The organism is Paenibacillus antri, from assembly GCF_005765165.1.
In the GTDB taxonomy this organism is placed as follows: Bacteria; Bacillota; Bacilli; order Paenibacillales; family YIM-B00363; genus Paenibacillus_AE; species Paenibacillus_AE antri.
In genome coordinates, this window is record NZ_VCIW01000013.1 from 59120 (window position 1) to 86113 (window position 26994).

General features: G+C 61.5%; 30 protein-coding genes and 1 pseudogene. 26 read left to right on the forward strand and 5 right to left on the reverse strand.

The genetic code is table 11. The annotated features are described in order from the left end of the window. The first annotated feature begins 17 nt into the window (after window positions 1–17). From FE782_RS18525 to FE782_RS18550, 6 genes are all read left to right on the forward strand, one after another. On the forward strand, window positions 18–575 hold the full coding sequence (locus FE782_RS18525) for an MgtC/SapB family protein (protein WP_138195731.1): 558 nt from the start codon (window positions 18–20) through the stop codon (window positions 573–575). Next, window positions 572–1315: a glycerophosphodiester phosphodiesterase gene (locus FE782_RS18530; RefSeq protein WP_158299452.1), complete on the forward strand. Its 744-nt coding sequence runs from the start codon at window positions 572–574 to the stop codon at window positions 1313–1315. The genes FE782_RS18525 and FE782_RS18530 overlap by 4 nt, the downstream gene beginning before the upstream one ends. Window positions 1316–1383: 68 nt before the next feature. Then, window positions 1384–1668 (forward strand): hypothetical protein, encoded by a 285-nt coding sequence (locus FE782_RS18535; RefSeq protein ID WP_138195733.1) that lies wholly within the window; start codon window positions 1384–1386, stop codon window positions 1666–1668. Window positions 1669–1811: 143 nt separating this feature from the next. Further along, the gene (locus FE782_RS18540; RefSeq protein ID WP_138195734.1) at window positions 1812–2816 is read left to right on the forward strand and encodes an HD-GYP domain-containing protein; all 1005 of its coding nucleotides are present in this window, start codon (window positions 1812–1814) and stop codon (window positions 2814–2816) included. Between the two features lie 366 nt (window positions 2817–3182). Then, window positions 3183–3569 carry a hypothetical protein gene (locus FE782_RS18545; RefSeq protein WP_138195735.1) on the forward strand — a complete coding sequence of 129 codons (387 nt, stop codon included), beginning with the start codon at window positions 3183–3185 and terminating at the stop codon, window positions 3567–3569. Window positions 3570–3641: 72 nt separating this feature from the next. Then, window positions 3642–6923: a DEAD/DEAH box helicase gene (locus tag FE782_RS18550; protein ID WP_238392556.1), complete on the forward strand. Its 3282-nt coding sequence runs from the start codon at window positions 3642–3644 to the stop codon at window positions 6921–6923. A gap of 4 nt (window positions 6924–6927) precedes the next feature. Here FE782_RS18550 and FE782_RS18555 read toward each other — a convergent pair whose 3' ends face one another. Then, window positions 6928–7743: an alpha/beta fold hydrolase gene (locus FE782_RS18555; RefSeq protein WP_138195736.1), complete on the reverse strand. Its 816-nt coding sequence runs from the start codon at window positions 7741–7743 to the stop codon at window positions 6928–6930. A gap of 73 nt (window positions 7744–7816) precedes the next feature. Between FE782_RS18555 and fosB the strand changes: the two are divergent. The 12 genes and pseudogenes from fosB to FE782_RS18610 form a co-directional block, all read left to right on the forward strand. Continuing rightward, window positions 7817–8230 (forward strand): annotated as a pseudogene (gene fosB / locus FE782_RS32645) (metallothiol transferase FosB); the annotation flags it as partial. Then, window positions 8219–8776, forward strand: coding sequence for a GNAT family N-acetyltransferase (locus FE782_RS18560; RefSeq protein ID WP_138195846.1), 558 nt, complete (start codon window positions 8219–8221; stop codon window positions 8774–8776). The pseudogene fosB and the gene FE782_RS18560, both read left to right, overlap by 12 nt. Before the next feature lie 43 nt (window positions 8777–8819). Beyond that, window positions 8820–9584, forward strand: coding sequence for a MerR family transcriptional regulator (locus FE782_RS18565; protein ID WP_138195737.1), 765 nt, complete (start codon window positions 8820–8822; stop codon window positions 9582–9584). Window positions 9585–9598: 14 nt separating this feature from the next. Beyond that, window positions 9599–10135 carry a hypothetical protein gene (locus tag FE782_RS18570; RefSeq protein WP_138195738.1) on the forward strand — a complete coding sequence of 179 codons (537 nt, stop codon included), beginning with the start codon at window positions 9599–9601 and terminating at the stop codon, window positions 10133–10135. Window positions 10136–10236: 101 nt separating this feature from the next. Beyond that, entirely contained in the window at window positions 10237–10815 is a 579-nt protein-coding gene (locus FE782_RS18575) for a hypothetical protein (protein WP_138195739.1), read from the forward strand. Between the two features lie 27 nt (window positions 10816–10842). Next, window positions 10843–11436: a DUF3889 domain-containing protein gene (locus tag FE782_RS18580; protein WP_138195740.1), complete on the forward strand. Its 594-nt coding sequence runs from the start codon at window positions 10843–10845 to the stop codon at window positions 11434–11436. 121 nt (window positions 11437–11557) lie between these two features. Then, on the forward strand, window positions 11558–12205 hold the full coding sequence (locus tag FE782_RS18585; RefSeq protein WP_158299453.1) for an ankyrin repeat domain-containing protein: 648 nt from the start codon (window positions 11558–11560) through the stop codon (window positions 12203–12205). Window positions 12206–12239: 34 nt separating this feature from the next. Further along, window positions 12240–12548 (forward strand): putative quinol monooxygenase, encoded by a 309-nt coding sequence (locus FE782_RS18590; RefSeq protein WP_138195742.1) that lies wholly within the window; start codon window positions 12240–12242, stop codon window positions 12546–12548. Beyond that, entirely contained in the window at window positions 12545–13126 is a 582-nt protein-coding gene (locus FE782_RS18595; protein WP_138195743.1) for a GNAT family N-acetyltransferase, read from the forward strand. The genes FE782_RS18590 and FE782_RS18595 overlap by 4 nt, the downstream gene beginning before the upstream one ends. Window positions 13127–13139: 13 nt before the next feature. After that, window positions 13140–13994, forward strand: coding sequence for an aminoglycoside 6-adenylyltransferase (locus FE782_RS18600; RefSeq protein WP_138195744.1), 855 nt, complete (start codon window positions 13140–13142; stop codon window positions 13992–13994). Further along, window positions 13991–14488 carry a hypothetical protein gene (locus tag FE782_RS18605; RefSeq protein WP_138195745.1) on the forward strand — a complete coding sequence of 166 codons (498 nt, stop codon included), beginning with the start codon at window positions 13991–13993 and terminating at the stop codon, window positions 14486–14488. The genes FE782_RS18600 and FE782_RS18605 overlap by 4 nt, the downstream gene beginning before the upstream one ends. A 20-nt stretch (window positions 14489–14508) precedes the next feature. Next, complete coding sequence (locus FE782_RS18610; RefSeq protein ID WP_138195746.1) at window positions 14509–15609, forward strand: threonine aldolase family protein; 1101 nt, start codon at window positions 14509–14511, stop codon at window positions 15607–15609. Window positions 15610–15633: 24 nt separating this feature from the next. Here the strand turns inward: FE782_RS18610 and FE782_RS18615 are convergent, their stop codons facing one another. Beyond that, window positions 15634–16047, reverse strand: coding sequence for a VOC family protein (locus FE782_RS18615; protein WP_138195747.1), 414 nt, complete (start codon window positions 16045–16047; stop codon window positions 15634–15636). A gap of 158 nt (window positions 16048–16205) precedes the next feature. Between FE782_RS18615 and FE782_RS18620 the strand changes: the two genes are divergently transcribed. After that, window positions 16206–16556 carry an ArsR/SmtB family transcription factor gene (locus FE782_RS18620; protein ID WP_138195748.1) on the forward strand — a complete coding sequence of 117 codons (351 nt, stop codon included), beginning with the start codon at window positions 16206–16208 and terminating at the stop codon, window positions 16554–16556. After that, the gene (locus tag FE782_RS18625) at window positions 16553–17035 is read left to right on the forward strand and encodes an SRPBCC family protein (protein ID WP_138195749.1); all 483 of its coding nucleotides are present in this window, start codon (window positions 16553–16555) and stop codon (window positions 17033–17035) included. The genes FE782_RS18620 and FE782_RS18625 overlap by 4 nt, the downstream gene beginning before the upstream one ends. A 76-nt stretch (window positions 17036–17111) precedes the next feature. Here the strand turns inward: FE782_RS18625 and FE782_RS18630 are convergent, their stop codons facing one another. The 3 genes from FE782_RS18630 to FE782_RS18640 all read right to left on the reverse strand — a co-directional run bounded on the left by FE782_RS18630 (window position 17112) and on the right by FE782_RS18640 (window position 18902). Next, on the reverse strand, window positions 17112–17519 hold the full coding sequence (locus FE782_RS18630) for a VOC family protein (protein WP_202914561.1): 408 nt from the start codon (window positions 17517–17519) through the stop codon (window positions 17112–17114). 140 nt (window positions 17520–17659) lie between these two features. After that, window positions 17660–17842 (reverse strand): alpha/beta fold hydrolase, encoded by a 183-nt coding sequence (locus FE782_RS18635; protein WP_138195751.1) that lies wholly within the window; start codon window positions 17840–17842, stop codon window positions 17660–17662. A 298-nt stretch (window positions 17843–18140) separates the two neighbouring features. Further along, window positions 18141–18902 (reverse strand): Crp/Fnr family transcriptional regulator, encoded by a 762-nt coding sequence (locus FE782_RS18640; protein WP_138195752.1) that lies wholly within the window; start codon window positions 18900–18902, stop codon window positions 18141–18143. A gap of 251 nt (window positions 18903–19153) precedes the next feature. Between FE782_RS18640 and FE782_RS18645 the strand changes: the two genes are divergently transcribed. The 6 genes from FE782_RS18645 (at window position 19154) to FE782_RS18670 (ending at window position 26984) form a co-directional block, all read left to right on the forward strand. Beyond that, window positions 19154–19585, forward strand: a complete 432-nt coding sequence (locus FE782_RS18645; RefSeq protein WP_138195753.1) for a GAF domain-containing protein — start codon at window positions 19154–19156, stop codon at window positions 19583–19585. Between the two features lie 61 nt (window positions 19586–19646). Further along, on the forward strand, window positions 19647–20303 hold the full coding sequence (locus FE782_RS18650; RefSeq protein WP_138195754.1) for a response regulator: 657 nt from the start codon (window positions 19647–19649) through the stop codon (window positions 20301–20303). Continuing rightward, complete coding sequence (locus FE782_RS18655) at window positions 20296–21423, forward strand: PAS domain-containing sensor histidine kinase (protein ID WP_138195755.1); 1128 nt, start codon at window positions 20296–20298, stop codon at window positions 21421–21423. The genes FE782_RS18650 and FE782_RS18655 overlap by 8 nt, the downstream gene beginning before the upstream one ends. 45 nt (window positions 21424–21468) lie before the next feature. Continuing rightward, window positions 21469–22356 carry a TIGR01777 family oxidoreductase gene (locus FE782_RS18660; RefSeq protein ID WP_138195756.1) on the forward strand — a complete coding sequence of 296 codons (888 nt, stop codon included), beginning with the start codon at window positions 21469–21471 and terminating at the stop codon, window positions 22354–22356. Window positions 22357–23071: 715 nt separating this feature from the next. Further along, entirely contained in the window at window positions 23072–24910 is a 1839-nt protein-coding gene (locus tag FE782_RS18665) for a LysM peptidoglycan-binding domain-containing protein (protein ID WP_158299454.1), read from the forward strand. Window positions 24911–25139: 229 nt separating this feature from the next. After that, complete coding sequence (locus FE782_RS18670) at window positions 25140–26984, forward strand: assimilatory sulfite reductase (NADPH) flavoprotein subunit (protein ID WP_138195758.1); 1845 nt, start codon at window positions 25140–25142, stop codon at window positions 26982–26984. Window positions 26985–26994: the final 10 nt, after the last annotated feature.

Below are 26994 nucleotides of genomic sequence, written 5' to 3' on the forward strand. Positions count from 1 at the left end.
GTAATGAGGATGCGGGCATGACGACGGGGACATGGTTCGTCGATTACGAAATCTACGTCCGCATTCTCGTCAGCGGACTGCTGGGACTGTTGATCGGCTTCGACCGGACGCATAAGCATAAGCCGGCCGGCGTGAAAACGTATATGTTCGTGACGGTGGCGTCGGCGCTGATCACGATCGTCTCGATCCAGAGCGTCTCGCTCTACGGGCATATGCACGATCGGACGATGATGGATCCGATGCGCCTCGCGGCGCAGATCGTTACGGGACTAGGCTTCCTAGGCGCCGGGTTGATCATGAAGACCGGCTTCGAGGTGAAAGGGCTGACGTCGGCCGCCATGATCCTGTTCGCGGGAGGCGTCGGGATCGGCATCGGCGCGGGCTTCTACGGCATCGTCTGCTTTACCGTCGCCGCCGCCTTCGTGCTCGTCCGGGTCGGGGGCTATATCGAGAAGAAGGATCACGAATGGACCGAGCGGAAGCGAGAGCAGGAGCGGGATCGCGGGACGGGGCAAGGACAAGCGCCGCACGGCTCGGAACGGGAATCGCAAGGGCAAAGGAGCGAGACGGCATGAAGCGGACGTTCATCGGGGCGCACACCGGCTGCGGCGACGCGCCGGACAATACGTGGGCGTCTTACTTGGAGGGCGTCGCTTCCGGCGCCGACATCGTCGAAGTCGACGTGCTGACGGCGCGCGACGGCACGCTTCTGCTGCTGCATGACGACAAGCCGGAGCTGAAGTCGCATGGGTTCGCGGAGCTGAACGAGCCCGGGCTGCGCGCGCGCGTCGCGCCGCATCACGGGGAGCATGAGCTGGCGAGGCTCGACGACGTGCTGCGCCATGCGGCCGCGCATCGGATCCGGCTCAACCTCGATCTGAAGAGCCCGGAGGCGATCGACCCGGCGATGGCGCTCGTGCGGACGTATCGGGCGGAAGGGCTGGCGTTCGTCACGGGCTGCTCGGCGGGCATGCCCGAGCGGTATCCGGACGTCCCGGCGCTGTGGAACGCGCCGACGACCGCGCCTTCCGCCGGGGAAGAAGAAGCGTACGCCAAGGCCGTCTGCGAGACGGCGGTCCGGCTCGGGTACCGAGGGATCAACCTGAACAAGGCGACGTGCTCGGAGGCGGTCGTTCGATCGGCGCAGGAGGCGGGACTGATGGTTTGGGTGTACACAGTGAACGATCCGGAAGAGATGCTCCGCTTCGCCGCGATAGGCGTCGACGCCATTACGACGAGACGTCCGGCAACGCTTCGCGCTTGCTTGACGGAGGAGCGGATGGACTCGAAGGAAAGCGACGATTTACGGCGTTAACGACAGCTTAGCCCCGATTCGGTACAATGGAAGCGGATGGGAAACCGAATATCGGGGAGGATCTGCGAATGGCGCAAATTCGAAGCAAGAGAGACGCGGAATCGTTTATGAACGCGTTCGAGGAGACGGCGGCTTGGGACGAAGCGGGAGGCAAGCGGTATTTCGTCTTCGCGGACCGCGAGAGGGGCGGCAGCTGGACGCTCATGCGTTATCCGGACGGCGCGTGGACGATTCACGGCAAGGGCGAGACGTATTGCGACGACGGGGAGACGAGGCTGACGGCGGAGGAAGCTTGCGCGTTCGTATGGAAGCACCGGGCGGCCGTCAATCGAGCGATAGGGGAAGCGGCATAACGGGAAGGAAGTTCGATCGAGGTCCAAGGCGTTCCGCATCGGCGGGGCGGCTTGGACCTTTCCTTTTCGATATAGGTCGTATGGCGCAGGTCGATAGAATCTCTTATAATGGAATGAAATAGAAAGAGAGGCTGGTGTTCGGAGTGGAGTTGGAGGAACGAGAATCGATTCAGCGATGCATGCAGGGCCAGGCGTATTGTCCCGTCAATCTTCCTCGCGCGATCTGGTTTTGGGTCGCCTTCGCGCTCGTATCGGCGGCGTCCGCCGCCGCGAACTTGATCTGGCGCGATCCCGCGCTGCCGACGTTGTTCGCCATTCCGGCGATCTACCTCGGCTTGATCCGAATTCCCGTCCCGGCGTTCGCCGCCGCCAACGCGGCGTCGTGCGCGCTGATCGCGTTCGTCGCGGAGCGGGACGCCGGCGGCATCGTAACCGCGGCCGCCTTCCTCGCGGTTTCGTGCTTGGTCAGGCGTGTCGCCGCGACGTCCTTCCGGCATTACAGCCAGAAGCGGCAGTACGAGGAGCTGTTCATGGATACGATGCTGTCGTTCGCGAAGAGCATCGACACGCGCGATCCTTATACGGCGTTCCATTCGCGCAACGTCGCGGGCTACGCCAAGCGGATCGCCGAGGAGCTGAAGCTGCCCGCCGCGCAGACGGAAGCCGTCTACTTGGCCGGGCTCATTCACGACATCGGCAAGATCGGCACGCCGGAGCATATCTTGAGCAAGGAGTCGCGATTGACCGAGGAAGAATACGAGATTATGAAGCGGCATCCGGAGGCCGGCTACGACATCGTCAAGAACATCGCGAGGCTGCAGGAGCTCGGCATCGCCGATATGGTGCGGCACCATCACGAACGCGTCGACGGCAAGGGGTACCCGCACGGCTTGCGCGGGGACGCCATCCCGCTCGGCGCGCGCATCTTGGCGGCGGCGGACGCGTTCGACGCGATGACGACGAACCGCTCGTACCGGCAGAAGCTGGCCGTAGAGACCGCGGCCGAGGAGCTTCGCCGCCACAGCGGCACGCAGTTCGATCCGGCGGTAGCGGAGGCGTTCCTGCGGACGCTCGCCCGCGACGGCAAGCTGCAAGCGCAGGAGTCGCCGCGCGGACAAGCGGCGCCGGCGCAGACGGCCGCGGGCTAAGCGTGCGGATGGTCGGGAAGGTCTGCTCGGAAGGGGCGAACGGGAAAACCTCCCGCTCATCCCCGGACAAAACCGTCGAAACGATCAACGAACGGGAAATCCTCCCGCTAATTGGGCGATAACGAGCCGTTGCCGCTCCTTTCCCGCAAATAAAATGGAGCTTTTCCCGTTCGATAGGCGAATACCGCCCCGATCCTGCCGATAAAAGGGAGGATTTCCTGTTCGGGAGGTGCGCTATCGAACGAAACGAATGCTCCTGACTGCTGAACGATGTCCCTCCCGAAGGGGCATCGTTTTTCTTTTTCCCGCATATGGATGGAGTAGGAACCTTAATAGATTGCTAGAGACGAAAAGGAGACTCCGCCCATGACCCCGCTAGACAAATCCACAAGAAACGCGTTACGGCTCGGCTACAACCTCGTCGTGACCGAGAGGCGTCCGGCGTACGTCCCGCTGCCGGACGCGGACCTGTTGTTTCTTCTCGCCGTCGCTCCAAGCACCGGAACGTTCCAAGCCGGCCTCGTTCGGCTGTCAGACTGCCGCTTCGAAGAAGGGAAGGAGGAGCCGACGCGATTGCCGGCGGAGAAGCTTTACGCGGCTTCGTTCGATTTCGTGAACGGGCTTCGCGCTTCCGTCGACGAGAGCCGCCTCGACGCGTCCGCGGCCGACGCGGTCCGCGGTGTACACGAGGAGCTGCAGGACATCTTCCGGCAAGTCGCGGACGCGCTGCTGAAACGGAGAAGCGAAGCGTAACCGCAGCTTGCGTCGATCGTTCGCGATGCTTGATAATGGGAGTAACTATTTTCGAATCCGAGAGGTACTTCCATGATCGCCCAACCGTTCACCTTACAATCGATCAAGCGTCTGTGCGGACGGTTCGCGTACGAAGACGGGGAAGCGATCTACGCCGCGGGACGCGTGCGCCTCGACCGCGACGATCCGGACGCGGCGGGCTTCGGCGCCGAGGTCGCCGGAATCGGCGGCGTCCGCCGCGTGTCCGTGTCGTTCGGACCGGACGGTTCGCCGATCGCGGACTGCGACTGCGAGCCGTTCCTGCGATACGAGGAGCCGTGCGAGCATATCGCGGCTGCTCTTCTACAAATCTATGAACTCCGCAGCGATCTCCGGTCGCCGTATCGGCCGATGCCGTCCGCGGAGCAGCGCGCCGCGGACGGGCTGCTGGCGCTCTTCGCGTCGGGGCCGCCGCCGGACGGCGTCCGCCGGACCGCGCTCGGCGCGCGGAAGGAGACGCTCGACGTCGAGTGGATCGTCAAGGCGCGCGAGTACGCGGACGGGAATCGCTTGTTCGCCGTCGAGATGAAGCTCGGTCCGGGGAAGACGTACGTCGTTCCGCGCATTCGGGACTTCCTGGACGCCTATGACCGAGGGGAGGCGTACGCGTTCACCGCCCGCTTCGCGTACGAACCGCAGGCGCATCGATTCGCGCCCGCGGATGAAGCGGCGCTGCGCGAGCTCGTCCGGGCGAAGCGCTCGGAGGAGGCGTATCGCGCGGCGGGAGCGGCGGGCCTGCCGGCCGCCCGGCGATCCGACGCGGACCGGTCGCTTCCGGTGCCGCCGTACGCCTGGGAAGCGCTGGAGCCGCTGCTCGCCGCGGCGCCTTCGGTCGCGCTCGAAGCCGGCTCGGAGCGATGGAGCGGCCTTCGGACGTCGGAGGAGCCGCTGCCGCTCAAGTTCGAGTTCGACGCGATCGACGCGGACGAAGCCGCCGCGTTCGGCGAAGGCGGAGACGATGCGTTCCGGCTGGACGCGGGCGGATTGGACGGCGTCCTCGTCATGGAGACGTACGGTCTCGCCCTGCACGACGGCAAGCTGGTCAAGCTGCCCGCGGCGTCTTGCAGACGGCTGGCGGAGCTGCAGCGGCTCCTGACGTCGCTGCGCGAGCCGCGCATCCGTATTCCCGCCGATCGGATGGAGACGTTCCTGCGCGAGGTCGTCCCCGGACTGCTGTCGCTCGGCGAAGTGCGCGTCGCGAAGGCGGTGTCGGACCGGATCGTGCAGACGCCGCTGAAAGCCCGGATATACCTCGACCGCGTCAGAGACCGGCTGCTGGCGGGGGTGGAATTCCAATACGGCGACCTCGTCGTTAACCCGCTTGAGGCGCGCGCCGGCACGGCGAAGTCCGGCCGCATCTTGCTGCGAGACGGGGAGAAGGAACGGCGCATCCTGGAGCTGATGGACGCCGGCGGGTTCGTGCAGACGGAAAGCGGCTACTTCCTGACCGACGAGGCGGACGAGTTCGAGTTTCTCTACGAGATCGTTCCGAAGCTCGAACGGCTGGCGGACATCTTCGCGACGACCGCCGTGAAAGTCCGAATCGTCCCAGGTCCGAAGGCGCCCGTCGTGAAGGTCGACGTCGACGAGCGGGTCGACTGGCTCGAGATCAAGTTCGACCTCGCCGGCATCCCGGAGTCGGACATTCGGCAGCTCGTGCGGGCGATCGACGAGAAGAAGAAATATTACCGGCTCCCCTCCGGCGCCTTGATGCCGCTCGAGCGCGAACAATTCCAACAGCTGGCGCGGTTCCTGAAGGAGACCGGCCTCACGCCGGCGGAGCTGAGCGGGGCGACGGCGCGCATCCCCGTCTCCCGGGGGCTGTACTTCATGGACCTCGCGGAGCACGAGAACCGCGCCGTGAAGCTCGGGAAGTCGTTCCGGCAAGTGCTAGAGAATATGCGGTATCCCGACAACCTTGACTTCCCGGTGCCGCCGTCGCTCGACGCCGTGCTGCGGGAATATCAGAAGCACGGCTTCCGCTGGATGAAGCTGCTGGCCCATTATCGGTTCGGCGGCGTTCTGGCCGACGACATGGGGCTCGGGAAGACGCTGCAGAGCATCGCCTTCCTCGTCTCCGTCCTGCCGGACATCCGGGAGCGGCGGGAGCCCGCGATCGTCGTCGCGCCGGCGTCGCTCACGTACAACTGGAGGAACGAGCTGCAGAAGTTCGCGCCGGACGTGAAGGCCGTGCTCGTCGACGGCGATCAAGAGGAGCGCGCCAAGAAGCTCCGCCTCGCGCGCGACGCCGACGTCGTCATCACGTCGTATCCGCTGCTGCGGCGGGATATCGCGTCGTACGCCAGACGCCGGTTCCATACCGTGATCTTGGACGAAGCCCAAGCGTTCAAAAACTACGCCACGCAGACGGCCCACGCCGTGAAGCGGCTGCAAGCGAGCCATCGGTTCGCGCTGACCGGAACGCCGATCGAGAACGGCATCGAAGAGCTGTGGTCGATCTTCGACGTCGTCTTCCCGACGCTGTTCCCCGAGCGGCGGCTGTTCCGGGACATGTCCCGAAGCAGCGTCGCGAAGCGGGTGCGTCCGTTCTTGCTGCGCCGTCTCAAATCCGACGTGCTCGGCGAGCTGCCGGAGAAGATCGAGACGGTGCACGCCACGGAGCTGTTCCCGGAGCAGAAGCGATTGTACGCCGCTTATCTCGCCAAGCTGCGCCAGGAGACGCTGAAGCATCTCGACGTCGACAACTTCCACAAGAGCCGCATGCGGATATTGGCGGGCCTGACGCGGCTTCGCCAAATTTGCTGCCATCCGGCGCTGTTCGTCGAAGGGTATGAAGGCGGCTCCGGAAAATTCGAATCGCTGCTGGATTTGCTCGAGGAAGGGCGCGGCGCGGGGAAGCGAATGCTCGTGTTCTCTCAATTCACGGGCATGCTGGAGTTGATCGGACGGGAGCTCGGGCGGCAGGGCGTGCCGTATTTTTACTTGGACGGCGACACGCCCGCCGCGGAGCGCGTCGAGCTGTGCGATCGATTCAACGACGGGGAACGGAGCTTGTTCCTGATCTCGTTGAAGGCGGGAGGGACGGGACTGAACCTGACGGGAGCCGATACCGTGATTTTGTACGATCTGTGGTGGAATCCCGCCGTGGAGCAGCAGGCCGCCGACCGGGCGCACCGGATCGGGCAGACGAACGTCGTGCAAGTCATTCGGCTCGTCGCGGGAGATACGTTGGAGGAGAAAATCTACGAGCTGCAGCAGCGAAAGAAGCATCTGATCGACGACGTCGTGCAGGCGGGACCGGCGGCGTTCGGCTCCTTATCGGAGGCGGAGCTTCGCGAGCTGCTGTCGATCTAAGCCGTTATCGCAGCGCGGACAGCAGCGCCGCGTTCACCGCGTCCATCTCGTCGACGACGGAGCCGTGTCCGCTGTTATACAGCGGCTGCAAGGTCGAACCGGGGAGACCCTGCTGCAGACGCTGCGCGATCGGATACGCGACGACCTTGTCGTGTACGCCGTGGAGGATCGACGTCGGCACGCGGATCGCGCGCAGGTCGTTCGTCACGTCTTCGTCCCGCAGCGCGACGAGGAATTGGATCGTAGCGTAGGAGGCCGCTTGCATGCCCATGGAGACGAACCAGTTCAGCAGTCCCGGTCCGACGTTCCGATTGAAAAACTGGAGGCTTAGATCCTGCAGCATCTTCGGGCGGTCCGCCGCCGTCTGCCGAATGAGATCGTCGATCTGTTCGACCGGCATGCCGTACGGATTGTCGGGCCGGCGCGCGAAGGCCGGCGCGGCCGGATCGATCAAAACCAGCTTGCGGATGCGGCTCCCTTGATGCGCCGGGTGACGCGCCAAGTACCGGAGCGAGATCGGTCCCCCGATCGAGAAGCCGACTAACGCGGCATCCTGCAAGTCGAGCGCCTCCGCGACAGCGGCGACGTCGTCGCCTAACCGGTCGTACGTATAGCCGTGCCACGGCTTGTCGGATTCGCCGAATCCTCTCAAGTCGATGCCGATGCAGCGAAACCCGTAAGCGGGAAGAACGTTGAATTGATACTCGAACATCCGGTGATTCAACGGCCAGCCGTGAACGAAGACGACCGGGCGGCTGCCGCTTCCCGGGTTTATATCGTGAACGTTGATCCGCACTCCCTTTTCCACATCGATATACATGGAACATCCGCCTTCCTTTTTCTAAATACAAATATATATGCGGAGCCTAGCCGCGGTAGGAGAGATTCCCGACATGAAGGTGCAGGGCTTGAACCACTTATGCTTTTCCGTATCCGATCTCGAGCGGTCGATCGCATTTTATCGCGACGTCTTCGACGCGAAGCCGCTGGTCCGCGGGCGGAAGCTCGCATACTTCGATCTGGCCGGCCTCTGGGTGGCGCTCAATCAAGAGGACATCGACCGCGGCGAGGCGGGGCGCACGTACACGCATATCGCCTTCGCGGTGACGGAAGCGGACTTCGACGCGTTCGCGGCGAGGCTTCGGGCGCTCGACGTTAAGGTACTTCCGGGTCGCGAGAGGGACGAACGGGATCGGCGTTCCGTATACTTCCTGGATCCCGACGGTCATCGATTCGAGTTCCATACCGGTACGTTGAACGATCGATTGGCGTATTACCGGGAAGAGAAGACCCATATGCGATTTTACGAAAAGGACGCCCCCGCGTCGTCGGATCCCTCGGTCGCCGTCGCCGAAATCCGGAGCGTCGAGGGACCCGTCGCGGAACAACTGCGAACGCTCTTGATCGACGTCGTGGAAGACGGGGCGTCGGTCGGCTTCTTGCCGCCGCTGTCCGAAGAAGAAGCGGAGCGCTACTGGCGCGGCGTCGCGGGCGACGACACTGTCCTGTGGATCGCGCGTCTCGGCGAGGAGACGGTCGGCACGGTGCAGCTGCAGCTGTGCGCGAAGGCGAACGGCGCGCATCGAGCCGAGATCGCGAAGCTGATGGTAGCCCCGGGCGCGCGCCGCCGCGGGGTCGCCCGCTTGCTCATGGCGACGGCCGAAGCGCGCGCGAGGGCGGAGGGCCGAAGCTTGCTCGTGCTCGATACGAGGGAAGGGGATCCGTCGAACCGGTTGTACGCATCCATGGGGTACGTGCAGGCCGGACGCATTCCGTGTTTCGCGAAATCCGCCGACGGTTCGTTGGATGCGACGATCCTTTATTATAAAACGCTTGACCTTGACGTAACGTAAAGGTGTACCCTAAGGCTGCAAGCCGCAAGGAGGGGAACGCGCGATGGAATACACGGTGCAAAAGCTGGGCCGGCTCGCCGGCGTCAGCCCGAGAACGCTTCGGTTTTACGACGAGATCGGTCTCTTGAAGCCCGCCCGCACGAATTCGTCGGGGTATCGGATCTACGGTTCGGCGGAGGTCGACCGGCTGCAGCAAATCTTGTTTTATCGAGAGCTGGGGCTCGATCTGGATCGGATCAAGAGCATCATGACCTCGCCGTCCTTCGACGGCTCGGAGGCGCTTCGGACGCACCGGGAGCAGCTCCTCGCCAAGCGGCGGCAATTAGATGTGCTTATCGCGAACGTGGAGAAAACGATCGCGGCGGCCGAAGGGAGCATCGAAATGTCGAACGAAGAGAAGTTCGAAGGGTTCAAGAAGCAGCTGATCGAAGACAACGAGAAAAAGTACGGCGCCGAAGTGCGAGGGAAGTACGGCGACGACGTCGTCGACAAGTCGAACGCGAAGCTGGCGAATATGACGCAAGCGGAATACGAAGAAGTCACGCGTCTTGCGGAAGAGGTGACGGAGACGCTCGCGGAAGCGTTCCGACAGGGCGATCCGGCCGGGGAGCTCGCCCAGCGGGCGGCCGAGCTGCACAAGCGGTGGCTCATGTTCTACTGGCCGCAGTACAGCAAGGAGGCGCATGCCGGCCTCGCCCAAATGTACGTTGACGACGAGCGGTTCCGGGCATACTATGACGCGAAACAGCCGGGAACGGCCGAATTTTTAAGAGACGCGATCCATATTTATACCGGAACGCGGACATAGACGGAGGGAAGCGTATGGAACGCAGCGTCCGGTCGGTACCGTACGGACACGTCGAAGAGGCGAATCCGTTATCCGGGAAAGGGACGATGGTGTATTACGACACGTTCGAGGACGTAACGGACGGTCAGCTCGAGATCGCGGTCGCGACGGCGAAGTCTCGTTCGTTCGCGAAGATCGTCTTGTACCCGCTGCACGAGGAGACGGCGAAGCGGATGTGGAAGCGATCGTTCGCCCCGTATTATAAGCGAGAGGATCGCCTGTTCGACTGGCGAAGCGAGCGGGGGCTGGAGGAAACGGTCACCGTCGAAAATTGGGAGGGCAAGCGGAAGAAGTATACCCCGATCGACGCGGCGCTGCGCCATATCGCGGATATCTACCCTTCGCCGTTGTTTCTGTACGTATCGCCGGAAACCGCGAACGCGTTCGCGTCGTTCTCCTCGTTCGAGGAGTGGATCGGCAAGCTTCGGCTCATCTTGAACGATCCGCCGACGGACGTCCACCCGAAGCTGGAGAAGTTTCGCCACCGCTGGGACACCTTAGAGAGCAGCTGAGACCGTCGGCTGCTCTTTTCTTTTGCTCCGGGGGGCGCCATGAAACATCCGAGCCGCGGACGTCGTCAGAGAAGGAAAGCGGAAAGAGGAGGGGACAGCCGATGCGACGATTTCGAATCGGAATGGGGCTTGCGATGCTTCTCATATCGCTGATCGGTTTATGGACGTTCGCGCCGCCCGCGGCGAAGGCTTGCTCCTGCGTGGCGCCGGGGACGCCTGCGGAACATTTCGAACGCGCCGACGCCGTCTTCGCGGGGACGGTCTCGGAAGTGAAGCAAAATGCCCAGGGCTACATTACGAAACGCGTGTTGTTCGAGGTGGAATCTACTTGGAAAGGCGTAGACGAGACGAAGGTCGTCATCGCGACGGGCGGCGGCGGCGGAGATTGCGGCTTCGACTTCAAGGAAGGCGAGCAATATCTTGTGTATGCCTCGAACTCGAAAATGTACGGGGACGAAGAACAGCTCGTGTCGATCATATGCGATCGAACGGCGTCCTTGGGGGCTGCGACCGCGGATTTGGATTTCTTGGGCGAGGGGCGTCCGCCGGCGACGAAGGTCGATTTCGAAGGAGTATCGACGGATTCGACTCCGCGACTAGCGGTGTTTGGGGTCGTCGGGATCGTCTTGGCGGCGATTTTCCTCTATTTTGTTTGGAATCGGCGAAAGGCGGGAAAATAAAACAAAACCGCCAAGGAGCTCACTCGCATGATGAATTGGTTCGCGCTGCTTCCGTTATCGATGTCGCTTTCGCTCGCCCCTCCGCCTCCCTTCCCGCCTGCCGAGCCGGTCCTCGATCCGGGCTCCTGCTCGGCGTCGTTCGCCGATTGGATCGACGAAGCGGGGAAGGCGGCGAGAGCTCGTTATCCCGGGGCGACGATCCAAGATTACTTATATGTAGGCTGCAAGCCGCTCCCGTCGCTAGATAAAGAGTACGTCTATAAACTATGGATCCGCGAGGGCGGGCATCGTTTCGGCGCGTACGTCGCGGTACGCGTCGACGCGGCTGCCGGTCGGTCCGAGGGCGCGTCGGTCGAAGAGGTCGGTGCCGCGACGGCGCCAGCGTACGAGAAGTGGAGGAACCTGGCGATCGCTGCGGCGCGCGCTTTCGCCCCGTCGATGACCGTCGTCGATCTGCGACCGTGCTTATGCGAGGCGACGGCCGGCGGCGAGGGGACGCTGACGTACAAGGTGTGGCTGCAGGGGGGAGGCGCCTCCAAGCTGACGGACGTCACGATTCGATATCGGATGTATACCGAACGCGTGACGTCGACGAACGTCGCCGTCATCCGTTCGTGGTAGGAGAACATATCGGGAATCGCCTGACGGGCCGCGAAGCAGCGGCCCGTTTTTTCATATTCATCCGGACATGAAAATCATGTAAAATGAACCAGAGCGCTTATTGAATTGGAGGATGTGCCCCATGAGCATCGAAGTGTTGGTACAAGCCGCGTCGAGCGGCGATTTGGATACGATGAAGGCATTGCTCGAGACGAACCCGAAGCTCGCCGAGGAGACGCTGCCGAACGGCCTGAGCCCGTTGATGGCGGCGATGTATTACGGCAAGCAGCAGGCCGTCGAATGGCTGTTGGACCAAGGCGTGACGGTTACGATTCACGAAGCGGCGGCGCTCGGGGACGACGAGACGTTGAATTACATGCTCAACCTGGAGCCGTCGCTGCTGATGCAATACAGCTTCGACGGATGGACCCCGTTGCATCTCGCGGCGTTCTTCGGCGGCTTCGAAGCGGCGAAGCTGTTGATCGAACGCGGCGCGGACGTGAACGCGAGATCGACGAACGGCATGAGCAATATGCCGATCCACGCCGCTTCGGCCGGCAGCCGGACGAACCTGGTCGCCCTGCTGCTGGAGAAGGGCGCCGACCCGAACGTCCGGCAAAGCGGCGGATGGACGCCGATTCATCAAGCGGCGGACCGGTGCGACGCGGAGATGGTTCGCTTGCTGCTGCGCTACGGCGCGGATCCCGACGCGGCGCAGGACGACGGGCGGACGGCGCGTTCGATCGCGCGGGAGAAGGGGTATACCGAAGTGTTGGACGTTCTGCCGTAACGGCGGAAACCGAATCGAGGAGGCGAAGGTTGCGATGGAGAAGTTCGGACTGATCGGGAGATTGATCGCGGTTCCCGGGAAGCGCGACGAGTTGGCCGCGCTGTTGTTGGATGCGGCCGCGGCGGCGGAAAGCTTCGACGGCTGCGAGCTGTACGCGGTGCACGTCGCCGACGACGACCCGGACGGCGTATGGGTGACCGAGGTGTGGCGGGACGCGGCGGCGCATCAAGCGTCGCTTCAGCTCGAGTCCACGAAGGCGATGATCGCCCGCGGGCGAGCGTTGATCGCAGGCTTCGGCGAATCCCGGAAGCTGCGAACGCTGGGCGGCAAGGGGTTGTCATGAGCGCGAACGAACCGATCCTCCTGGATTTTCCGGAGCGCTTCGAATCCGACCGGCTGATCATTCGCTGCCCGCAGTGGGGGGACGGTCCGGCCGTGAACGAAGCGACCGTGGAAAGCTTGAACGAGCTCCGTCCTTGGATGCCCTGGGCATCGGCAGCGCCGTCCGTAGAGGAGACGGAAGCGAATTTGCGGCATGCCCGGCTGCAATTTTTGAAGCGGGAGGATTTGCGCCTGCTGCTCTTCCTGAAATCCGGCGGCGCGTGTATCGGCAGCAGCGGACTTCACCGGATCGACTGGACGGCTCGGAAGTTCGAGATCGGGTATTGGATCCGTACGTCGTATGCGGGACGAGGCTACATGACCGAAGCGGTCGAAGCGATCGCCGCCTTCGCGGCCCGCGAGCTTGCGGCGAATCGCATCGAAATCCGATGCGACGTTCGCAACGCAAGGAGCGCCAAGGTCGCGGAGCGGCTGGGGTTTACGCTGGAAGGCGTGCTTCGGAACGATTCGGCGGGCGTCGACGGCACGCTGCGCAGCACGAACGTCTACTCGAAGGCGCGCGGCGTCGAATTTACGTAAAGGCGGGATCGAGATGCGCACGGAGCAAGAGATGATGGAGTTGATCCTGTCCGTCGCGGCGGCGGACGAGCGGGTACGCGCGGTAGCGATGAACGGATCGCGGACGAACGCGAACGCGCCGAAGGATCGGTTCCAGGATTACGATATCGTCTATCTCGTCGACGACATCGAGCCCTACCTGCGGGAACCGGAATGGATCGACGTCTTCGGCGAGCGGATCGTGATGCAGACGCCGGACGACAACGCATTGTTCCCTCCGGAGCGGGAATCTCGATATGCGTATTTGATGCTGTTCGCGGACGGCAATCGGATCGATCTGACGTTGATTCCGGCCTCGGAGAGCGACGCCTATCTCGCGGAGGATAAGCTGACGGTCGTCCTTATGGATAAGGACGGGCGACTGCCGGCGCTGCCGCCGCCGAGCGACGAGGACTACCGGGTGCGGCGCCCGGGTCCGGAGCATTTTCGAGGGTGCTGCAACGAGTTCTGGTGGGTATCGCCGTACGTCGCGAAGGGCGCTTGGCGCCGGGAGATGCTGTACGCGACGGAGCATCTCGACATCGTCCGCGACATGCTGCTGAAGATGCTGGAATGGCGGGTCGGCTGGGATACGGAATTCCGCGTAAGCATAGGCAAGTCTTACAAATATTTAGAGCGTTACGTCTCGGAAGACGTCTGGCGGCGGCTGATGCGTACGTTCCCGGACGGGACGTACGAAGGCGTGTGGGCCGCGCTGTACGAGATGGGGGACTTGTTTCGCGAGACGGCACGAGAGGTGGCCGGGCTCATGAACTTCGTCTACGACGAGGAGGAGGATCGGCGCGTCTGCGAATATTTGCGGCGCGTCGAATCCATGGGGCGCGAATGAAGCGGAGGCGGTACGCGTCGGCGGTCGCAGCGCTCTTGATCGTCGCGCCCGTTGTCGTCAGCTTGCTCCATTACGGCTTCACCCGCGTCGACGACGCGTACGAGTCGCCATTCCGCAGGAGCTTGGCCGAAGCGGCGAGCGGTGGCGACGTCCTCGATATGGCGACCGTCGCACCATTCGATTGGGATCGCATGTACATGTTCCCGCCGTATACGACAAGAGATCAGATGGAGGATACCGTCGGAACGAAGTGGACGCCGCCCGTCGGATACGTCGGCTATCTGATCCATCGATCGGAGTTCGGCCGGCATGTGCTTAACGACGATTCGGTACATAAACTCGTCTTCGTTCATGGGGACGATGTCGTGCTCGATATCACCCTGGATCGTACGGTCGACTTCGCCTCGAGCCGGGGCATGGTCTTGCGAGACGAGGCGAGGTACACGCTCGAGCGAATGGAGGACGGGCGCGTCGTCGCCCGGAACACACCATAGGAGCAGGAGACTATTGAATTATGAGCGAATCCGCTGCGAAGCTGAAAGAAACGTTCAAGAACGCCCCCTATAAGTTAGGGGCGCATAGCGACCGAACCGTCCAAGTGTTGATGGAGGCGTTCCGGAACGTCGAGGAGGAGCTGGAAAGCGACATGTACGGCGCCGGCGCGGCGATCGAGGATTTCCAAGGGAAGATGGCCGCGTTCCTCGGGAAGGAGGCGGCCGTGTTTTTCCCGAGCGGCACGATGGCGCAGCAGATCGCCCTGCGCATCTGGTGCGACCGGCGAGAGCTGAAGCGCGTCGCGTATCATCCGCTATGTCATCTGGAAATCCATGAGGAAGACGGATTGAAGAAGCTGCACGGCATCGAGGCGGTGTTGTTGGCGGATCGAGACCGCGTCGTCGGCGCGGACGACGTATTGGGGATGCGGGAGGAAGTCGCCTGCGTCTTGCTCGAGCTGCCGCAGCGGGAAATCGGCGGGCAGCTGCCCCCGTACGAGGAGCTGGAAGCGATCTCGGCGTACTGTCGGGAGCGGGGCATCCGGCTTCATCTGGACGGCGCGCGATTGCTGGAGTCGCTGCCGTACTACGGCAAGACGGCCGCCGAAGTGTGCGCGCTGTTCGACAGCGTGTACTTGTCCGTCTACAAGGGAATCGGCGGCGTCGCCGGGGCCGTATTGGCCGGCGACGCTTCGTTCGCGGCGGAGTCGAAGGTGTGGAAGCGCCGGCACGGCGGCGATTTGATTAGTCTGTACCCGTATGTCCTGAGCGCCGACTATTATTTCGAGCGTCGGAAGGACGAGATGGGGCGCTACTACGAAGAGGCGAAGGAGCTGGCGGCCCGCTTTAACGCGTGCGAAGGCGTGTCGACCCGGCCGGAGACGCCGGTAACCAATATGTTCCATGTGCATCTCGCGATGCCGAAGGAAGAAGCGGAAGCTTGGCTGACGAGCGTCATCCAGGGCGCCGGCGTCGGCGTTACGTCTTACGCGAAGGAAGCGGGGGACGGAGCGAGCTATTTCGAAATCAGCATCGGCGACCGATACGGTACGATTCCTCCGTCCCGGTTGGACGGATTGTTCGAACGAATGAAAAAGGGGCTGCCCCACCAGTCTTCATGACTGGGGGCAGTCCCTTGGTTTTCGTTACCCTTGAATCGCGCTCGGATCCATCCACATGACTTCCCACAGATGGCCGTCGAGGTCCTCGAAGCTCCGGACATACATGAAGCCGTGGTCTTGCGGATCGTTCGACGCCTTGCCTCCGGCGGCCAGCGCTTTGTCGACGATCGCGTCGACCTGCTCTCGACTTTCGGCGGAGAGGGCGAGGATGACCTCCGTCGTCTTGTGCGCGTTCGCGACATCCTTCTTCGTGAACGTCGCGAAGTACTCCTCGACCAACAGCATCGCGAAGATGTTGTCGCCGATCACCATGCATGTCGCTTTCTCGTCCGTGAATTGCGGGTTGAACTCGAAGCCGACGCTCGAGAAAAATTCCGTCGTTCGTTTCAAATCTTTGATCGGTAAGTTGACGAAAATGTTGGATGTACGCAATGCCATGCTCATGCACCTCTTCATTAGATTTTTTTGGCTTTCGTTAGGTGAGTATCTGTCTTGAACATAATATACCCCATTAGGAATATTCCTGTCAAGGAATACTCATTGATTTTTTTTGCATGCGATTGAATCGCGACCTGATGTGTCCTATACTTAACTATATGGTTGAACAAAATAGCGAACGACTGGACAACGTCTTTCATGCGCTGGCGGATCCGACGAGGCGGGAGATGATCCGGCAGCTGGCCGACCGGGAGCGTACGGTCACCGAACTGGCCGCGCCGTTCGATATGTCGCTGGCGGCGGCGTCGAAGCATATCAAGGTCCTGGAGGAGGCAGGCTTGCTGAGCCGCACGGTTCGCGGACGTACCCATCTTTGTCGGTTGGACGCGGAATCTCTCGCATCCGTCTACGAATGGATCGGATTTTACGAACGGTTCTGGACGAAGCAGTTCGACGCGCTGGAGCGCGTATTGCGGGAACAAGATCGAAAGGGGGGCGATGCCACATGATTTCTTACTCGAAGACGAAAGCGGAAATTACGCGCCGGTTCGACTTTCCCGCGGAGCGGGTGTTCGACGCTTGGTTACGACCGGAGACCGCCGGGCTGTGGCTGTTCACGTCGGAGGGGAGCGATCCGTCGGGACGCATCGTCGAAATGGACCCTCGCGTGGGCGGCAAGTGGAGGATGGTCGACCGCCGCGGGGGCGTAGACTACGAAGCCGACGGGGAGTATCTCGAGATCGATCGGCCGCGCCGGATCGTCTTTACGTTCCGGATGAAGATGTTCAGCGACACGACGGATACGGTGATCGTGGAGTTCGCGCCTTCCGCGAACGGCGGCTGCGCGATGCGCTTTACGCAGGAAATTACGGTGCCGCACGACGACGATTTGTCGCCGGCGGACGTCGAGCGGATGCTTTCGGAGTATAAGGCCGGTACCGTACACGGCTGGAACGAAATGTTCGACGCGTTGGCGAAGAAGCTATAGGAAAAGGAAGTTTCCATGGGGAAGAGGCCGTCCGCGAAATATCGCGGCGGCCTTTTCGCTGTATCTGCATTAGGAGTTACTTCGCCAGATTCAATTGCCACGACACGCCGTAACGGTCCTGCACCCAGCCGAACTTGGCGCTTACGGGCGTCGGGGAAAGAGGCATCAAAGCCGCGCCGCCGTCCGTCAGCGAAGCGTAAAGCCGATCGATCTCGGCTTCGGAGTCGCATTCGACGAAGAGCGAAATCGAAGGGGTGAAGGTAAAGGCGTGCTGCGCGACGCTGTCGATGCACATGAACGTCTGCCCCTTCAACGCGAAGGTCGCATGCATAACGCTGCCTTCGGGGCCGGCTTCGTTCGGACCGAACCGATGTACGGCGCGGATTTCGGAATCGTCGAATAAGGATACGTAATAGTTCATCGCTTCTTCGGCTTGGCCGGTAAACATAAGGAACGTTGAAATTTTCGGCGTAACGGTCGTCATGATCGTCATCCTCTCCTAAAATTAGAATGTTCTATCGAATAGTTAACTGATCGGTTTAATTATAGCGAAGAAATGTCTGATAGTCAACCGAATGGTTGAATATTATTCCGAAAAGGGAGACCGCCGTCGGCGGTCTTCCGTTAGCCTTGCGTCTCTTCCATCCATCGGAGCAGCTCTTCGTCGAACGTCTCCGGCTCCTCGAGCATGGCGTAATGGCCGCTGCGTTCGAAAATTTTCTTCCTAGACGTCGGCGAGACGAGATAATCGTACGCTCCTAATCCGAGGAACACCGAGCGATCGATGAAGCGCAGCTCCTCCGTCAAGTCGACCCGGGCGAATCGTTCGTCCCACAGCCGGTCGATGATCGGAGTCGATCGGAAAACAATCTCGGATAAAACGTCTCGCTGCCGACGACGACCTGCGGCCCTTCGCCTTCGATTCGGCAGCCGAGCGCGAAATCTTCTACATACAATATTCCCTATGGGAACATGTTTTTATGTAATCTCCCTGTTCCTATTGCCTCGGAAGCCACGAATCGGCAATATTCGGTAACAGGGTGAAGCATGCCGCGGCGGATCGTCAAGCATCCATCGATTCAAAAACCGCCGACCGATTCTGCATTTACAGGCGGCATACTTCCAACGGGCAAGGCGATCCGGTCGGGCAATTGCACATGCCGCGAAGGTCGTCGATGCGGAGGATGCGAAGCTTGCCGTCGACGACGTCCAAGGTGCCGGCGTCTTTCCATTCGCTCAGCATCCGGTTGACGCTCTCCCGCGTCGCGCCGATCATGTCGCCGAGCTCGGCGTTCGTCAGCTTCAGGTCGATACGGTACGAGCCGTCCTTCTGCTTCGTGCCGCAGCTGTTGGCCATGCGGATCAACGTGGAAGCGAGCGCGCCCGGTTTTCCGTACAGCAGCAAGTCTCTCAGCTTCGACTGCACGACGCGCTGCGACAAGCCGAGCCAATACATGAATTGCAGCGACAGCCCGTCGTTGCGGGAAAACAGGGTCGACAAGTCCTTCTTCGAGAGGATGCCGATCTCGGCGTTCTGCATCGCCTGGGCGCTGTAGCCATGCTTCGAATCTTGGAAGCCGCCCATCTCGGCGATCAGGTCGCCCTTCTGGAGGACGGAGACGATCAAGTCCTTGCCTTCCTCGGTCGACTTCAGCAGCTTCACTTGGCCGGAGCGCACGTAGTACAGCTTGTCGGCCTCGTCGCCTTCCCAGAACAAGTATGTGCCCTTGGCCGCTTTCTTCCATTGCATCATCGCTTCCATCGATTGTAGCTGCTCTTCCGTCACGTATTGCGCGAAGCCTCTCGCTTGCGGCGCTGCGCCTTGTTGTTCTTGCTTCGGTTCGATATATTTAAGAGCGACTGCCATCGTTCATTCCCCCGCGTTCGTTTTCGTTACCTTAACTATAAAGCCTCGAGGCGCGGAATGTTATCGGGGAACCCTCGGAATATGGAGCGAGCGTTCCCTGATCTTTCAGTGAGAAAAATCACACCGAAGCCCCCGAACGGGCGAGGGAAATCCCCGAACCGCAAGATCAGGGTATTCCCTGAGTTACAGATCGGAAGCTTCCCGTTACAATATAAGGAGAGCGTAGAAGCGCGGAGAGGAGGGGGGAGTCGGTGTCGGACATCCCGAGCATGGAACGAGTGTTGGCCGCGCTGCGGGCTTCGACCGACAGCGACTTCTCCGCCGTCGCCCGATACGAACATGAAGTGCGATTGATCCGCTGGATCGCGGCTTCGGGACAGCGCAGCGAGCGGTACCGGCATATGCGCAAGCGGCCCGGAGAAGGCGTCGCCGGCGAGGTCATTCGATTCGGAACTGCGGTCGTTCGCGGCTACGGACCCGATGACGAGAAGCGGAGCGACGATTTCATGATGCATGCCGAGAAGCTGCTCGTCGCGGCGGCGGTGCCGATCGAGGCCGAGGACGGTCGACAAGGCGTCTTGCTGATCGGACGACGAACCCCGATTCCATATGCGGATCGGGAGCTGAATGTACTGAAAGACGCCGCCCGAGACATGAAATTACCCGTGGAAGCACAATCCTGATTGATGGGATTGTGCTTTTTTACTATGATGGTAGTAGTGTGGGATGGGAGTGAGGGAATCTATGGTACGGTTATTCATCGTTGACGATCACGCCGTCGTGCGGTCGGGCCTGAAGTCGCTGCTCGGCGAGGACCCGCAGATGGACGTGATCGGAGAGGCGGCCGACGGCGCCGAAGCGGTGCGGGATTGCGAGCGGCTGCAACCGGACGTCGTGCTGATGGATCTCAGCATGCCGAACGGAATGGACGGAATGACCGCCACGGAGCAGCTCAAACAGCGGATGCCGAATATCGCCGTCCTCGTGCTTACGATGCACGACGACGAGCAATACTTATTCCGTGCGATCCAGGCGGGGGCGTCGGGGTATGTGCTCAAGAGCGCGCCGCACGAAGAGCTGCTGAGCGCCATCCGGTCGGTCGCGGCGGGGAACGCGTATTTGACGCCCACGGCGACGAAGCGGCTTATGGGCCAGTACCTGGATAAGATGAAGCCCGGCGGGGAAGAGGCCGACTTGTTCGCGACGCTCTCCGAGCGGGAGAAGGAAGTGTTGTCCTGGACGGCGAAGGGGTATGCCAATAAGGAGATCGCGGAGATGCTGGTCGTCAGCGTCAAGACGGTGGAGTCGCATAAGGCGAACTTAATGGAGAAGTTGGGCCTGAAGACGCGTCCCGATCTGATAAAGTACGCGATGAAGAAGGGATTGCTGCAATTTGAATAGAGAGCATGGCAATTATCCGCTGGTCATCGGACAATACGCGCGCTCGCTGCTCGACCGGTTGGACGAAATCATTCAGGACGAGACCGTCCGGGAAAACTTAAGCGATTCGCTTCGGCAGCTGACGGACATCCGGTTCGCGTTGGACGAGTCGTCGATCGTCGCGGTCACGGACCGGAAGGGCAAGATTTTGTACGTGAACGACAAGTTTTGCGAGATTTCCAAGTACTCCCGCGAGGAGCTGCTCGGCCAAGATCATCGGATCATCAATTCCGGACATCACGACAAGGCGTTCTTCCGCGAGTTATGGGAGACGATCTGCTCCGGCGACGTATGGCACGGCGAAATCAAAAATCGGGCGAAGGACGGAACGCTCTATTGGGTCGACACGACGATCGTCCCGCTGTTGGACGAGAGCGAGCAGCCGATTCAATTCCTGGCCATTCGGCACGAAATCACTCGTCTGAAGCACGTCGAAGAAGAGCTGAAGTCGATGATGGTCGGGGTCATGGAAATTCAAGAGGAGGAGCGCAAGCGCATCTCCCGGGAGCTCCACGACGGGATCGGGCAGAGCCTGTTTTCGCTCCTCATCCGCATGGATAAGCTGTTGGTGGCGACCGGCAAGGAGCCGTCGACGCCCCCCTCGATCGAGCGCGAGCTGACCGAAGCGCGCCGGAGCGTCTCGCACATTATCGAGGAGGTGCGAGGGCTGGCATGGGAGCTGCGGCCGTCCGTCCTGGACGACCTGGGCGTCGTGCCGGCGGTTCGGACGTATATCGAGAATTTCACGTCGCATTACGGCGTCGAGGTCGACTTCCGCTGCGAGCTCGGCTCGCGGCTCGATAACGTGAAGGAGACCGTTATTTACCGGGTCATCCAAGAGGCGTTAACGAACGTCGGAAAATATGCCGGCGTCGATACCGTCGAGGTCGCGTTGCTCGAGCGCCCCGATCGCGTCGAAGCGGTCGTCGCGGATCGGGGCGACGGCTTCGAGGCCCGCCGGGATCGCAAAGGCGTAGGCTTGTTCAGCATGGCCGAGCGTGCGAGAGGCGTCGGCGCGAGCCTCGAGATCGATTCGCGCCCCGGCGAAGGAACGGTCGTGCGGCTGATCGTGCCGAAGTAAACGAGTCGCTGCGGAAGCAGGGACGGAGGAGAGGAGGGGAGCCGCCTGAACAAGAAAATCGTGCTCGCCGGAGGAACCGGCTTTATCGGGAACGACTTCCGGCGACGGTTCGAGCTTCTCGGCTATGCGGTCGTCGACATTTCGCGCCGTCCGGGGCATGTGTCTTGGGATGACGAGGCCGGCATCGCGAAGGCGTTGGAGGGGGCGGAAACGCTCATCAATCTGGCCGGACGTACGGTGAATTGCCGGTATCACGCCAAGAACCGGGAGGAGATCGTTCGCTCCCGCACCGAGACGACGGCCATTCTCGGGCGTGCCGTCGCCGCTTGCGCCGTTCCGCCGAAGCTTTGGATCAATTCCAGCACGGCGACGATCTATCGGCATGCGGAGGATCGGCCGATGACGGAGACGGACGGGGAGATCGGCGAAGGCTTCTCCGTGGAGGTCGCCAAGGCGTGGGAGAAAGCGTTCTTCGACTTCCGCCCGTCGCATACGCGCCAAGTCGCGCTGCGGATCGCGATCGTGCTCGGACCGAACGGAGGCGTCATGACGCCTTATCTGAATCTCGTTCGATTCGGACTCGGCGGGGCGCAAGGCTCGGGGAACCAGATGTTCAGCTGGATTCACGTGGAGGATTTATTCCGCATCGTTCGATTCGTGCAGGAGAACGAGCGGATCGAAGGCGTATTGAACGCTTCCGCGCCGCATCCGGTGACGAACCGCGAGCTGATGCGTACGATTCGCAACGCCATGGGACGGAGGTTCGGACTGCCCGCGTCGCGCCCGATGCTCGAGCTCGGCGCGCTGCTGCTCCGAACGGAGACGGAGCTGATCTTGAAGAGCCGTTGGGTCGTGCCGGGCCGACTGACGAAAGAAGGCTTCGAATTCCGGTACGGCACGTTGAAGGAAGCATTGAAGGCGATATTGCCGTAAGAGAGCCCGGGGGTCCCTAGGGCTCTTCTTTTTCTTCCGCTGACCAATCAACGAACAGGTTTAGGTAAACCGGAGAACTGATATACTGGCTAGACGGTGGATATGAAGACGGATGCGCAAAAGGTAACATAATTCCGAGTGGAATCGCGCGGACTCCGCCTTTATCGGCAAAATGTCGAATATTTCATATCTAAAGCCGACGCAGCATAGAAAATAAATGAACTTTTGCGCATATTGTCTTCTGGTCCGGGTACAGTTGAACGAATATATGACATTTTGCCGATCTTACTTTTTCCCTTTGCCCAGTTAGTTCGGACAGCCAACAAATGCAAAAATGCAGCAAATTCGTTCACAGCTTTCCTCTCGCGAGGCGGGAACTGCGAATCCGCAGTTATTTTTCGCTCCACCGCCGGTTCACTGGCCGATTACCTGCATATTCGCAGGTATTATGCATTTTCGGGCCTTTTACCGCGTATTTTACCTGCAGATTTACATTTGTATGCCTCTTCGCGTGCGCCGACCTCGCCATACGCGGACCCATTTGATAAAAAGGGAACACGACATTTCTCTATTTCCCCGGAGACGGCCTGTTTCGAACGAAAAGGAGCCGATGACGGGCCGGGGGAACGAATCTTTCCGACCGCCTTTCCTTCTGCGACGCCCCGCCGCCGAATACACTGGGTATCAATACGGTAGTAGGGGGAGGTCATCCTCAATGCAGACGTTCTATACCGTCAGACCCGGGGATACGTTGTCTTCGATCGCGAAGCGTTGGGAGGTGCCGATCGCCTCGCTCGTCGCCGCGAATCGGATCGCGTCGCCGGATGTCATCTATCCGGGACAGCAGCTGTCCGTTCCGTCCGGCGTCGCCAAGGTTCGAGTCAAGGCGGGGGATTCCGTCTATTCGCTCGCGCAGGCGTACGGCGTGCCGACGTCGGTCGTCATCGGTGCCAATCGGCTGCATCCGCCATATACGATCTACGTCGACCAGCAGTTGGCGATTCCGCCCGGCGTACCCTATTACACGGTACAGCCCGGGGATACGTTGTATGGATTAGCGGGTCGGTACCACGTATCGACGGATGGCGCCAGAAGACCGGAGCTGATTCGGGAAGCGAACCGGCTGCCTTCCGACCGGATCGTCGTCGGCATGCGATTGGTGATCCCGTACGCGCCGCCCGGCGGCTTCGGGCAAATCGCCTACATCTCGGATCGCGAAGGAACGTTCGACCTGTGGTTATACGATCCGACGAGCGGGCGATCCGCTGCGATCGGCGGCGGCCGCGCGGATCGTCATTCGGTCCCCTATTGGTCGCCCGACGGCCGACACATCGCCTACGTAGGCAAGCAAGGCGTACTCTTCGTCGTCGACGTGCAGCAAGGCGTCGTTCGGCAGATCGATCAGATCGAGCCGTACACGGGGATGTCCTGGTCGTCCGACGGGACGCGACTCGCCTACGTGAAAGGCGACGCCATCGCGATCTACGACGTCGACTCGTTCGCGCACAGGTCGATTCCGGTTCCCGGCATCAAGTCCGCGCTTTGGTTCCCGTCCGCCGACGATCGATTGTTGTACGCGGCATCGGAGCCGACGGGGAACGACGCGTTCTATGAAATCCGCGCCGACGGCACGGCGCGGCGCCCGTTGCCGGTTTCGGCCGCCGGACCGAAGAACGAAGTGTCGCTGTCGCCGGACGGCGCCTATGCGGCGTTCACGTCTCCCGGCGCAAGCATCTCGATCGTGTATGTCGCGAATCTCGCGACGGGAGGCGTCTACGCCCTGACAGGCGGTCCGATGGCTAAGAACTACGATCCGAGCTGGTCGCCCGACGGCTCGGCAATCGTCTACAGCTCCAACGAGTACGACGACCGCAAGGGCTACTATTCGACGGTTCGCATCGAACGACCGACGGGAGGCGCTCAGCGCATCGTCGCCGCTTCCGATTGCTTCGCGACCCCGGTGTCCTGGTCGCCCGACGGCCGGGCGATCGCTTACTTGTCGGGCTGCGGAGCGCGAGGGCTCGCAAGCGAGTTGTGGGTCGTGCGGCTCGACTTCCCCGCTCCCGTACTTGCCGCCGGCGGCGCCGCGGCCGGCGAGGGGATCGCGATCACGTCCGCGCGTTGGTCGCCAAAGCCGATGCCGCCGGGACCGGTCGCCGTCTACCGCAACGAGAGCTACAAGGTAAGCTTCTCGTATCCCGCGGCGTGGCGGCAGACGAGCGACACCCGGTACGAAGGAGCGGACGGCTTCTTCGAAATTTCCGCCGTCGCGAGCGAGCTGCCGTTCGAAGCGCTGTGCCGCGAGATCGCGAACCATCCGTTGCAGCCGTTCGGTTCGGCTCCGCGCATCGTGCCGGGCCGCGTGCAGGGAGAGGAGGCTTGTTACATTTTCGCATCCGACGATCAGTCTCCCGAGCTCCGCCGACAGTCGGCGCTGCTAGCGACCTATCCCGAGCCCGTCGTCATCGGCGAAGTCGTCTACCCGTACTTCATCCTGTGGGCGGATCGGGAGCATCTCGTCTCGATCGCTTCGAGTTTGACCTTCCTTAAATAGAACGCGAGCCGCCTTCGGGCGGCTTTTCCTTTGGCGTCGGAACGGATAAGCCCGGGACGATTGTGTAAAGCTGAGGGAGGGCGAGTTTTCTATTTATTAGCATAACTAATGGTTCCTATAAAATGATTCTCATTGCTTGCAGACGCCACCTGTGGTAGCTTCAAGAGAGCGAAAAAATCTTAGGGAAATACTCGGAATTCATTCGTATGCGACGAGAGGGTGTTTTTGGTTGGTACTTCAGGTGACGAACAGTCCATTCCATCAAGAGCAAGTCGATCTCTTGAACCGGCTGCTCCCGACGTTGTCGGAATCGCAGCGCATCTGGCTCAGCGGCTACTTGTCCGCGATCCAAGGCGGAGCGGTCGCTTCCGTTCCGACCGGCGCGCAGGCGACGGCGGCTCCAACGGCTCCGACGGCCGGCGCGATCTCTAAGGAGGTCACGATTCTATACGGCTCCCAGACCGGCAACAGCCAGCGGCTGTCGAAGAAGCTGGGCGAGAAGCTGCAAGCGCAAGGGTTCCAGGTGACGCTCTCCTCGATGGGGGACTTCAAGACGAATAATTTGAAGAAGGTCGAGACGCTCTTGATCGCGGTCAGCACGCACGGCGAAGGCGATCCGCCCGACAACGCGATTCCGTTCTACGAATTCCTGCACAGCAAGCGGGCGCCACGGCTGGAAGGAATGCGATTCTCCGTGCTGGCGCTCGGCGATACGTCGTACGAGAAATTTTGCCAGACGGGCAAAGATTTCGACAAGCGTCTCGAGGAGCTCGGCGCGAGCCGTCTGACGCCGCGCGTCGATTGCGACGTCGATTACGACGAGCCGGCCGCCGAGTGGATGAATCAAGTGACCGAGGCGCTGAACGCGGCATCGGGCTCGAGCTCGTCCGCCGCCGCGGCGGCCGTCGCGCTCTCGGGCGCGGGCATTCCGGGCGCGGCGGTATCGGAATATTCGCGGACGAATCCGTTCGAGGCCGAGGTGCTCGAAAACTTGAACTTGAACGGCCGCGGCTCCGATCGCGAGACGCGCCACATCGAGCTGTCGCTCGAGGGCTCGAACCTGGACTATGAGCCGGGCGATTGCCTGGGCGTCTACGCACAAAACCATCCGCGCCTCGTGGAACAATTGATCGAGGCGATGGGCTGGAACGCGGAAGAACTCGTTCCGGTGAACAAGAACGGCGATCAACGTCCGCTCCGCGAGGCGTTGTCCAGAAATTTCGAAATTACCGTGCTGACGAAGCCGCTGCTCGAGCAAGCCGCGAAGCTGAGCTCGAACGGCGCGCTGCAAGAGCTCGTCTCCGAGGGCCGCGAGGCGGACCTTCGCGCCTATGCCGCGGAGCGGGATTTGCTCGACTTGGTGCAGGATTACAATCTTAAAGGAATTCCGGCGAAGGAGTTCGCCGCGATTCTTCGGAAGCTGCCGGCTCGCTTGTATTCGATCTCCAGCAGCTCGAAGGCGAACCCGGGCGAGGTGCATCTGACGATCCGGAAGGTACAGTACGAGGCGCAAGGCCGGGAGCGTTACGGCGTCTGCTCGACGTACGTCGCCGAGCGGCTTGCGCCGGGCGATACGGTGCCGGTGTACGTGCATCAAAATCCGAACTTCAAGATGCCGCAAAACCCGGACGCCCCGATCATCATGATCGGACCGGGGACCGGGGTGGCGCCGTTCCGCGCGTTCCTCGGCGAGCGGGAAGAGATCGGCGCCTCCGGCAAGTCGTGGTTGTTCTTCGGCGACCAGCACTTCGCTACGGATTTCTTATATCAGACCGATTGGCAGCGGTGGTTGAAGGACGGCGTGCTGACCCGCATGGACGTGGCGTTCTCCCGCGATACGGACAAGAAAGTGTACGTGCAGCACCGGATGCTCGAGAAGAGCAAGGAGCTGTACCAATGGCTTCAGGAAGGCGCCAGCGTGTACGTATGCGGCGACGAGAAGCGGATGGCGCACGACGTGCACGCCGCGCTCGGCGCCATCATCGAGCGGGAAGGCGGCTTCAGTCCGGAGGAAGCGGCGGAATATCTCAGCCGCATGCAGCAAGATAAGCGTTATCAGCGGGACGTCTACTAATCGGGTTCCC

What these genes read in the sequence shown, in the direction of transcription:
- FE782_RS18525 (WP_138195731.1), top strand. Translation starts at nt 18, where the DNA reads ATGACGACGGGGACATGGTTCGTCGATTACGAAATCTACGTCCGCATT.
- FE782_RS18530 (WP_158299452.1), top strand. Translation starts at nt 572, where the DNA reads ATGAAGCGGACGTTCATCGGGGCGCACACCGGCTGCGGCGACGCGCCG.
- FE782_RS18535 (WP_138195733.1), top strand. Translation starts at nt 1,384, where the DNA reads ATGGCGCAAATTCGAAGCAAGAGAGACGCGGAATCGTTTATGAACGCG.
- FE782_RS18545 (WP_138195735.1), top strand. Translation starts at nt 3,183, where the DNA reads ATGACCCCGCTAGACAAATCCACAAGAAACGCGTTACGGCTCGGCTAC.
- FE782_RS18550 (WP_238392556.1), top strand. Translation starts at nt 3,642, where the DNA reads ATGATCGCCCAACCGTTCACCTTACAATCGATCAAGCGTCTGTGCGGA.
- FE782_RS18555 (WP_138195736.1), bottom strand. Translation starts at nt 7,743, where the DNA reads ATGTATATCGATGTGGAAAAGGGAGTGCGGATCAACGTTCACGATATA.
- FE782_RS18560 (WP_138195846.1), top strand. Translation starts at nt 8,219, where the DNA reads ATGCGATTTTACGAAAAGGACGCCCCCGCGTCGTCGGATCCCTCGGTC.
- FE782_RS18565 (WP_138195737.1), top strand. Translation starts at nt 8,820, where the DNA reads ATGGAATACACGGTGCAAAAGCTGGGCCGGCTCGCCGGCGTCAGCCCG.
- FE782_RS18570 (WP_138195738.1), top strand. Translation starts at nt 9,599, where the DNA reads ATGGAACGCAGCGTCCGGTCGGTACCGTACGGACACGTCGAAGAGGCG.
- FE782_RS18575 (WP_138195739.1), top strand. Translation starts at nt 10,237, where the DNA reads ATGCGACGATTTCGAATCGGAATGGGGCTTGCGATGCTTCTCATATCG.
- FE782_RS18580 (WP_138195740.1), top strand. Translation starts at nt 10,843, where the DNA reads ATGATGAATTGGTTCGCGCTGCTTCCGTTATCGATGTCGCTTTCGCTC.
- FE782_RS18585 (WP_158299453.1), top strand. Translation starts at nt 11,558, where the DNA reads ATGAGCATCGAAGTGTTGGTACAAGCCGCGTCGAGCGGCGATTTGGAT.
- FE782_RS18590 (WP_138195742.1), top strand. Translation starts at nt 12,240, where the DNA reads ATGGAGAAGTTCGGACTGATCGGGAGATTGATCGCGGTTCCCGGGAAG.
- FE782_RS18595 (WP_138195743.1), top strand. Translation starts at nt 12,545, where the DNA reads ATGAGCGCGAACGAACCGATCCTCCTGGATTTTCCGGAGCGCTTCGAA.
- FE782_RS18600 (WP_138195744.1), top strand. Translation starts at nt 13,140, where the DNA reads ATGCGCACGGAGCAAGAGATGATGGAGTTGATCCTGTCCGTCGCGGCG.
- FE782_RS18605 (WP_138195745.1), top strand. Translation starts at nt 13,991, where the DNA reads ATGAAGCGGAGGCGGTACGCGTCGGCGGTCGCAGCGCTCTTGATCGTC.
- FE782_RS18610 (WP_138195746.1), top strand. Translation starts at nt 14,509, where the DNA reads ATGAGCGAATCCGCTGCGAAGCTGAAAGAAACGTTCAAGAACGCCCCC.
- FE782_RS18615 (WP_138195747.1), bottom strand. Translation starts at nt 16,047, where the DNA reads ATGGCATTGCGTACATCCAACATTTTCGTCAACTTACCGATCAAAGAT.
- FE782_RS18620 (WP_138195748.1), top strand. Translation starts at nt 16,206, where the DNA reads ATGGTTGAACAAAATAGCGAACGACTGGACAACGTCTTTCATGCGCTG.
- FE782_RS18625 (WP_138195749.1), top strand. Translation starts at nt 16,553, where the DNA reads ATGATTTCTTACTCGAAGACGAAAGCGGAAATTACGCGCCGGTTCGAC.
- FE782_RS18630 (WP_202914561.1), bottom strand. Translation starts at nt 17,519, where the DNA reads ATGACGACCGTTACGCCGAAAATTTCAACGTTCCTTATGTTTACCGGC.
- FE782_RS18640 (WP_138195752.1), bottom strand. Translation starts at nt 18,902, where the DNA reads ATGGCAGTCGCTCTTAAATATATCGAACCGAAGCAAGAACAACAAGGC.
- FE782_RS18650 (WP_138195754.1), top strand. Translation starts at nt 19,647, where the DNA reads ATGGTACGGTTATTCATCGTTGACGATCACGCCGTCGTGCGGTCGGGC.
- FE782_RS18665 (WP_158299454.1), top strand. Translation starts at nt 23,072, where the DNA reads ATGCAGACGTTCTATACCGTCAGACCCGGGGATACGTTGTCTTCGATC.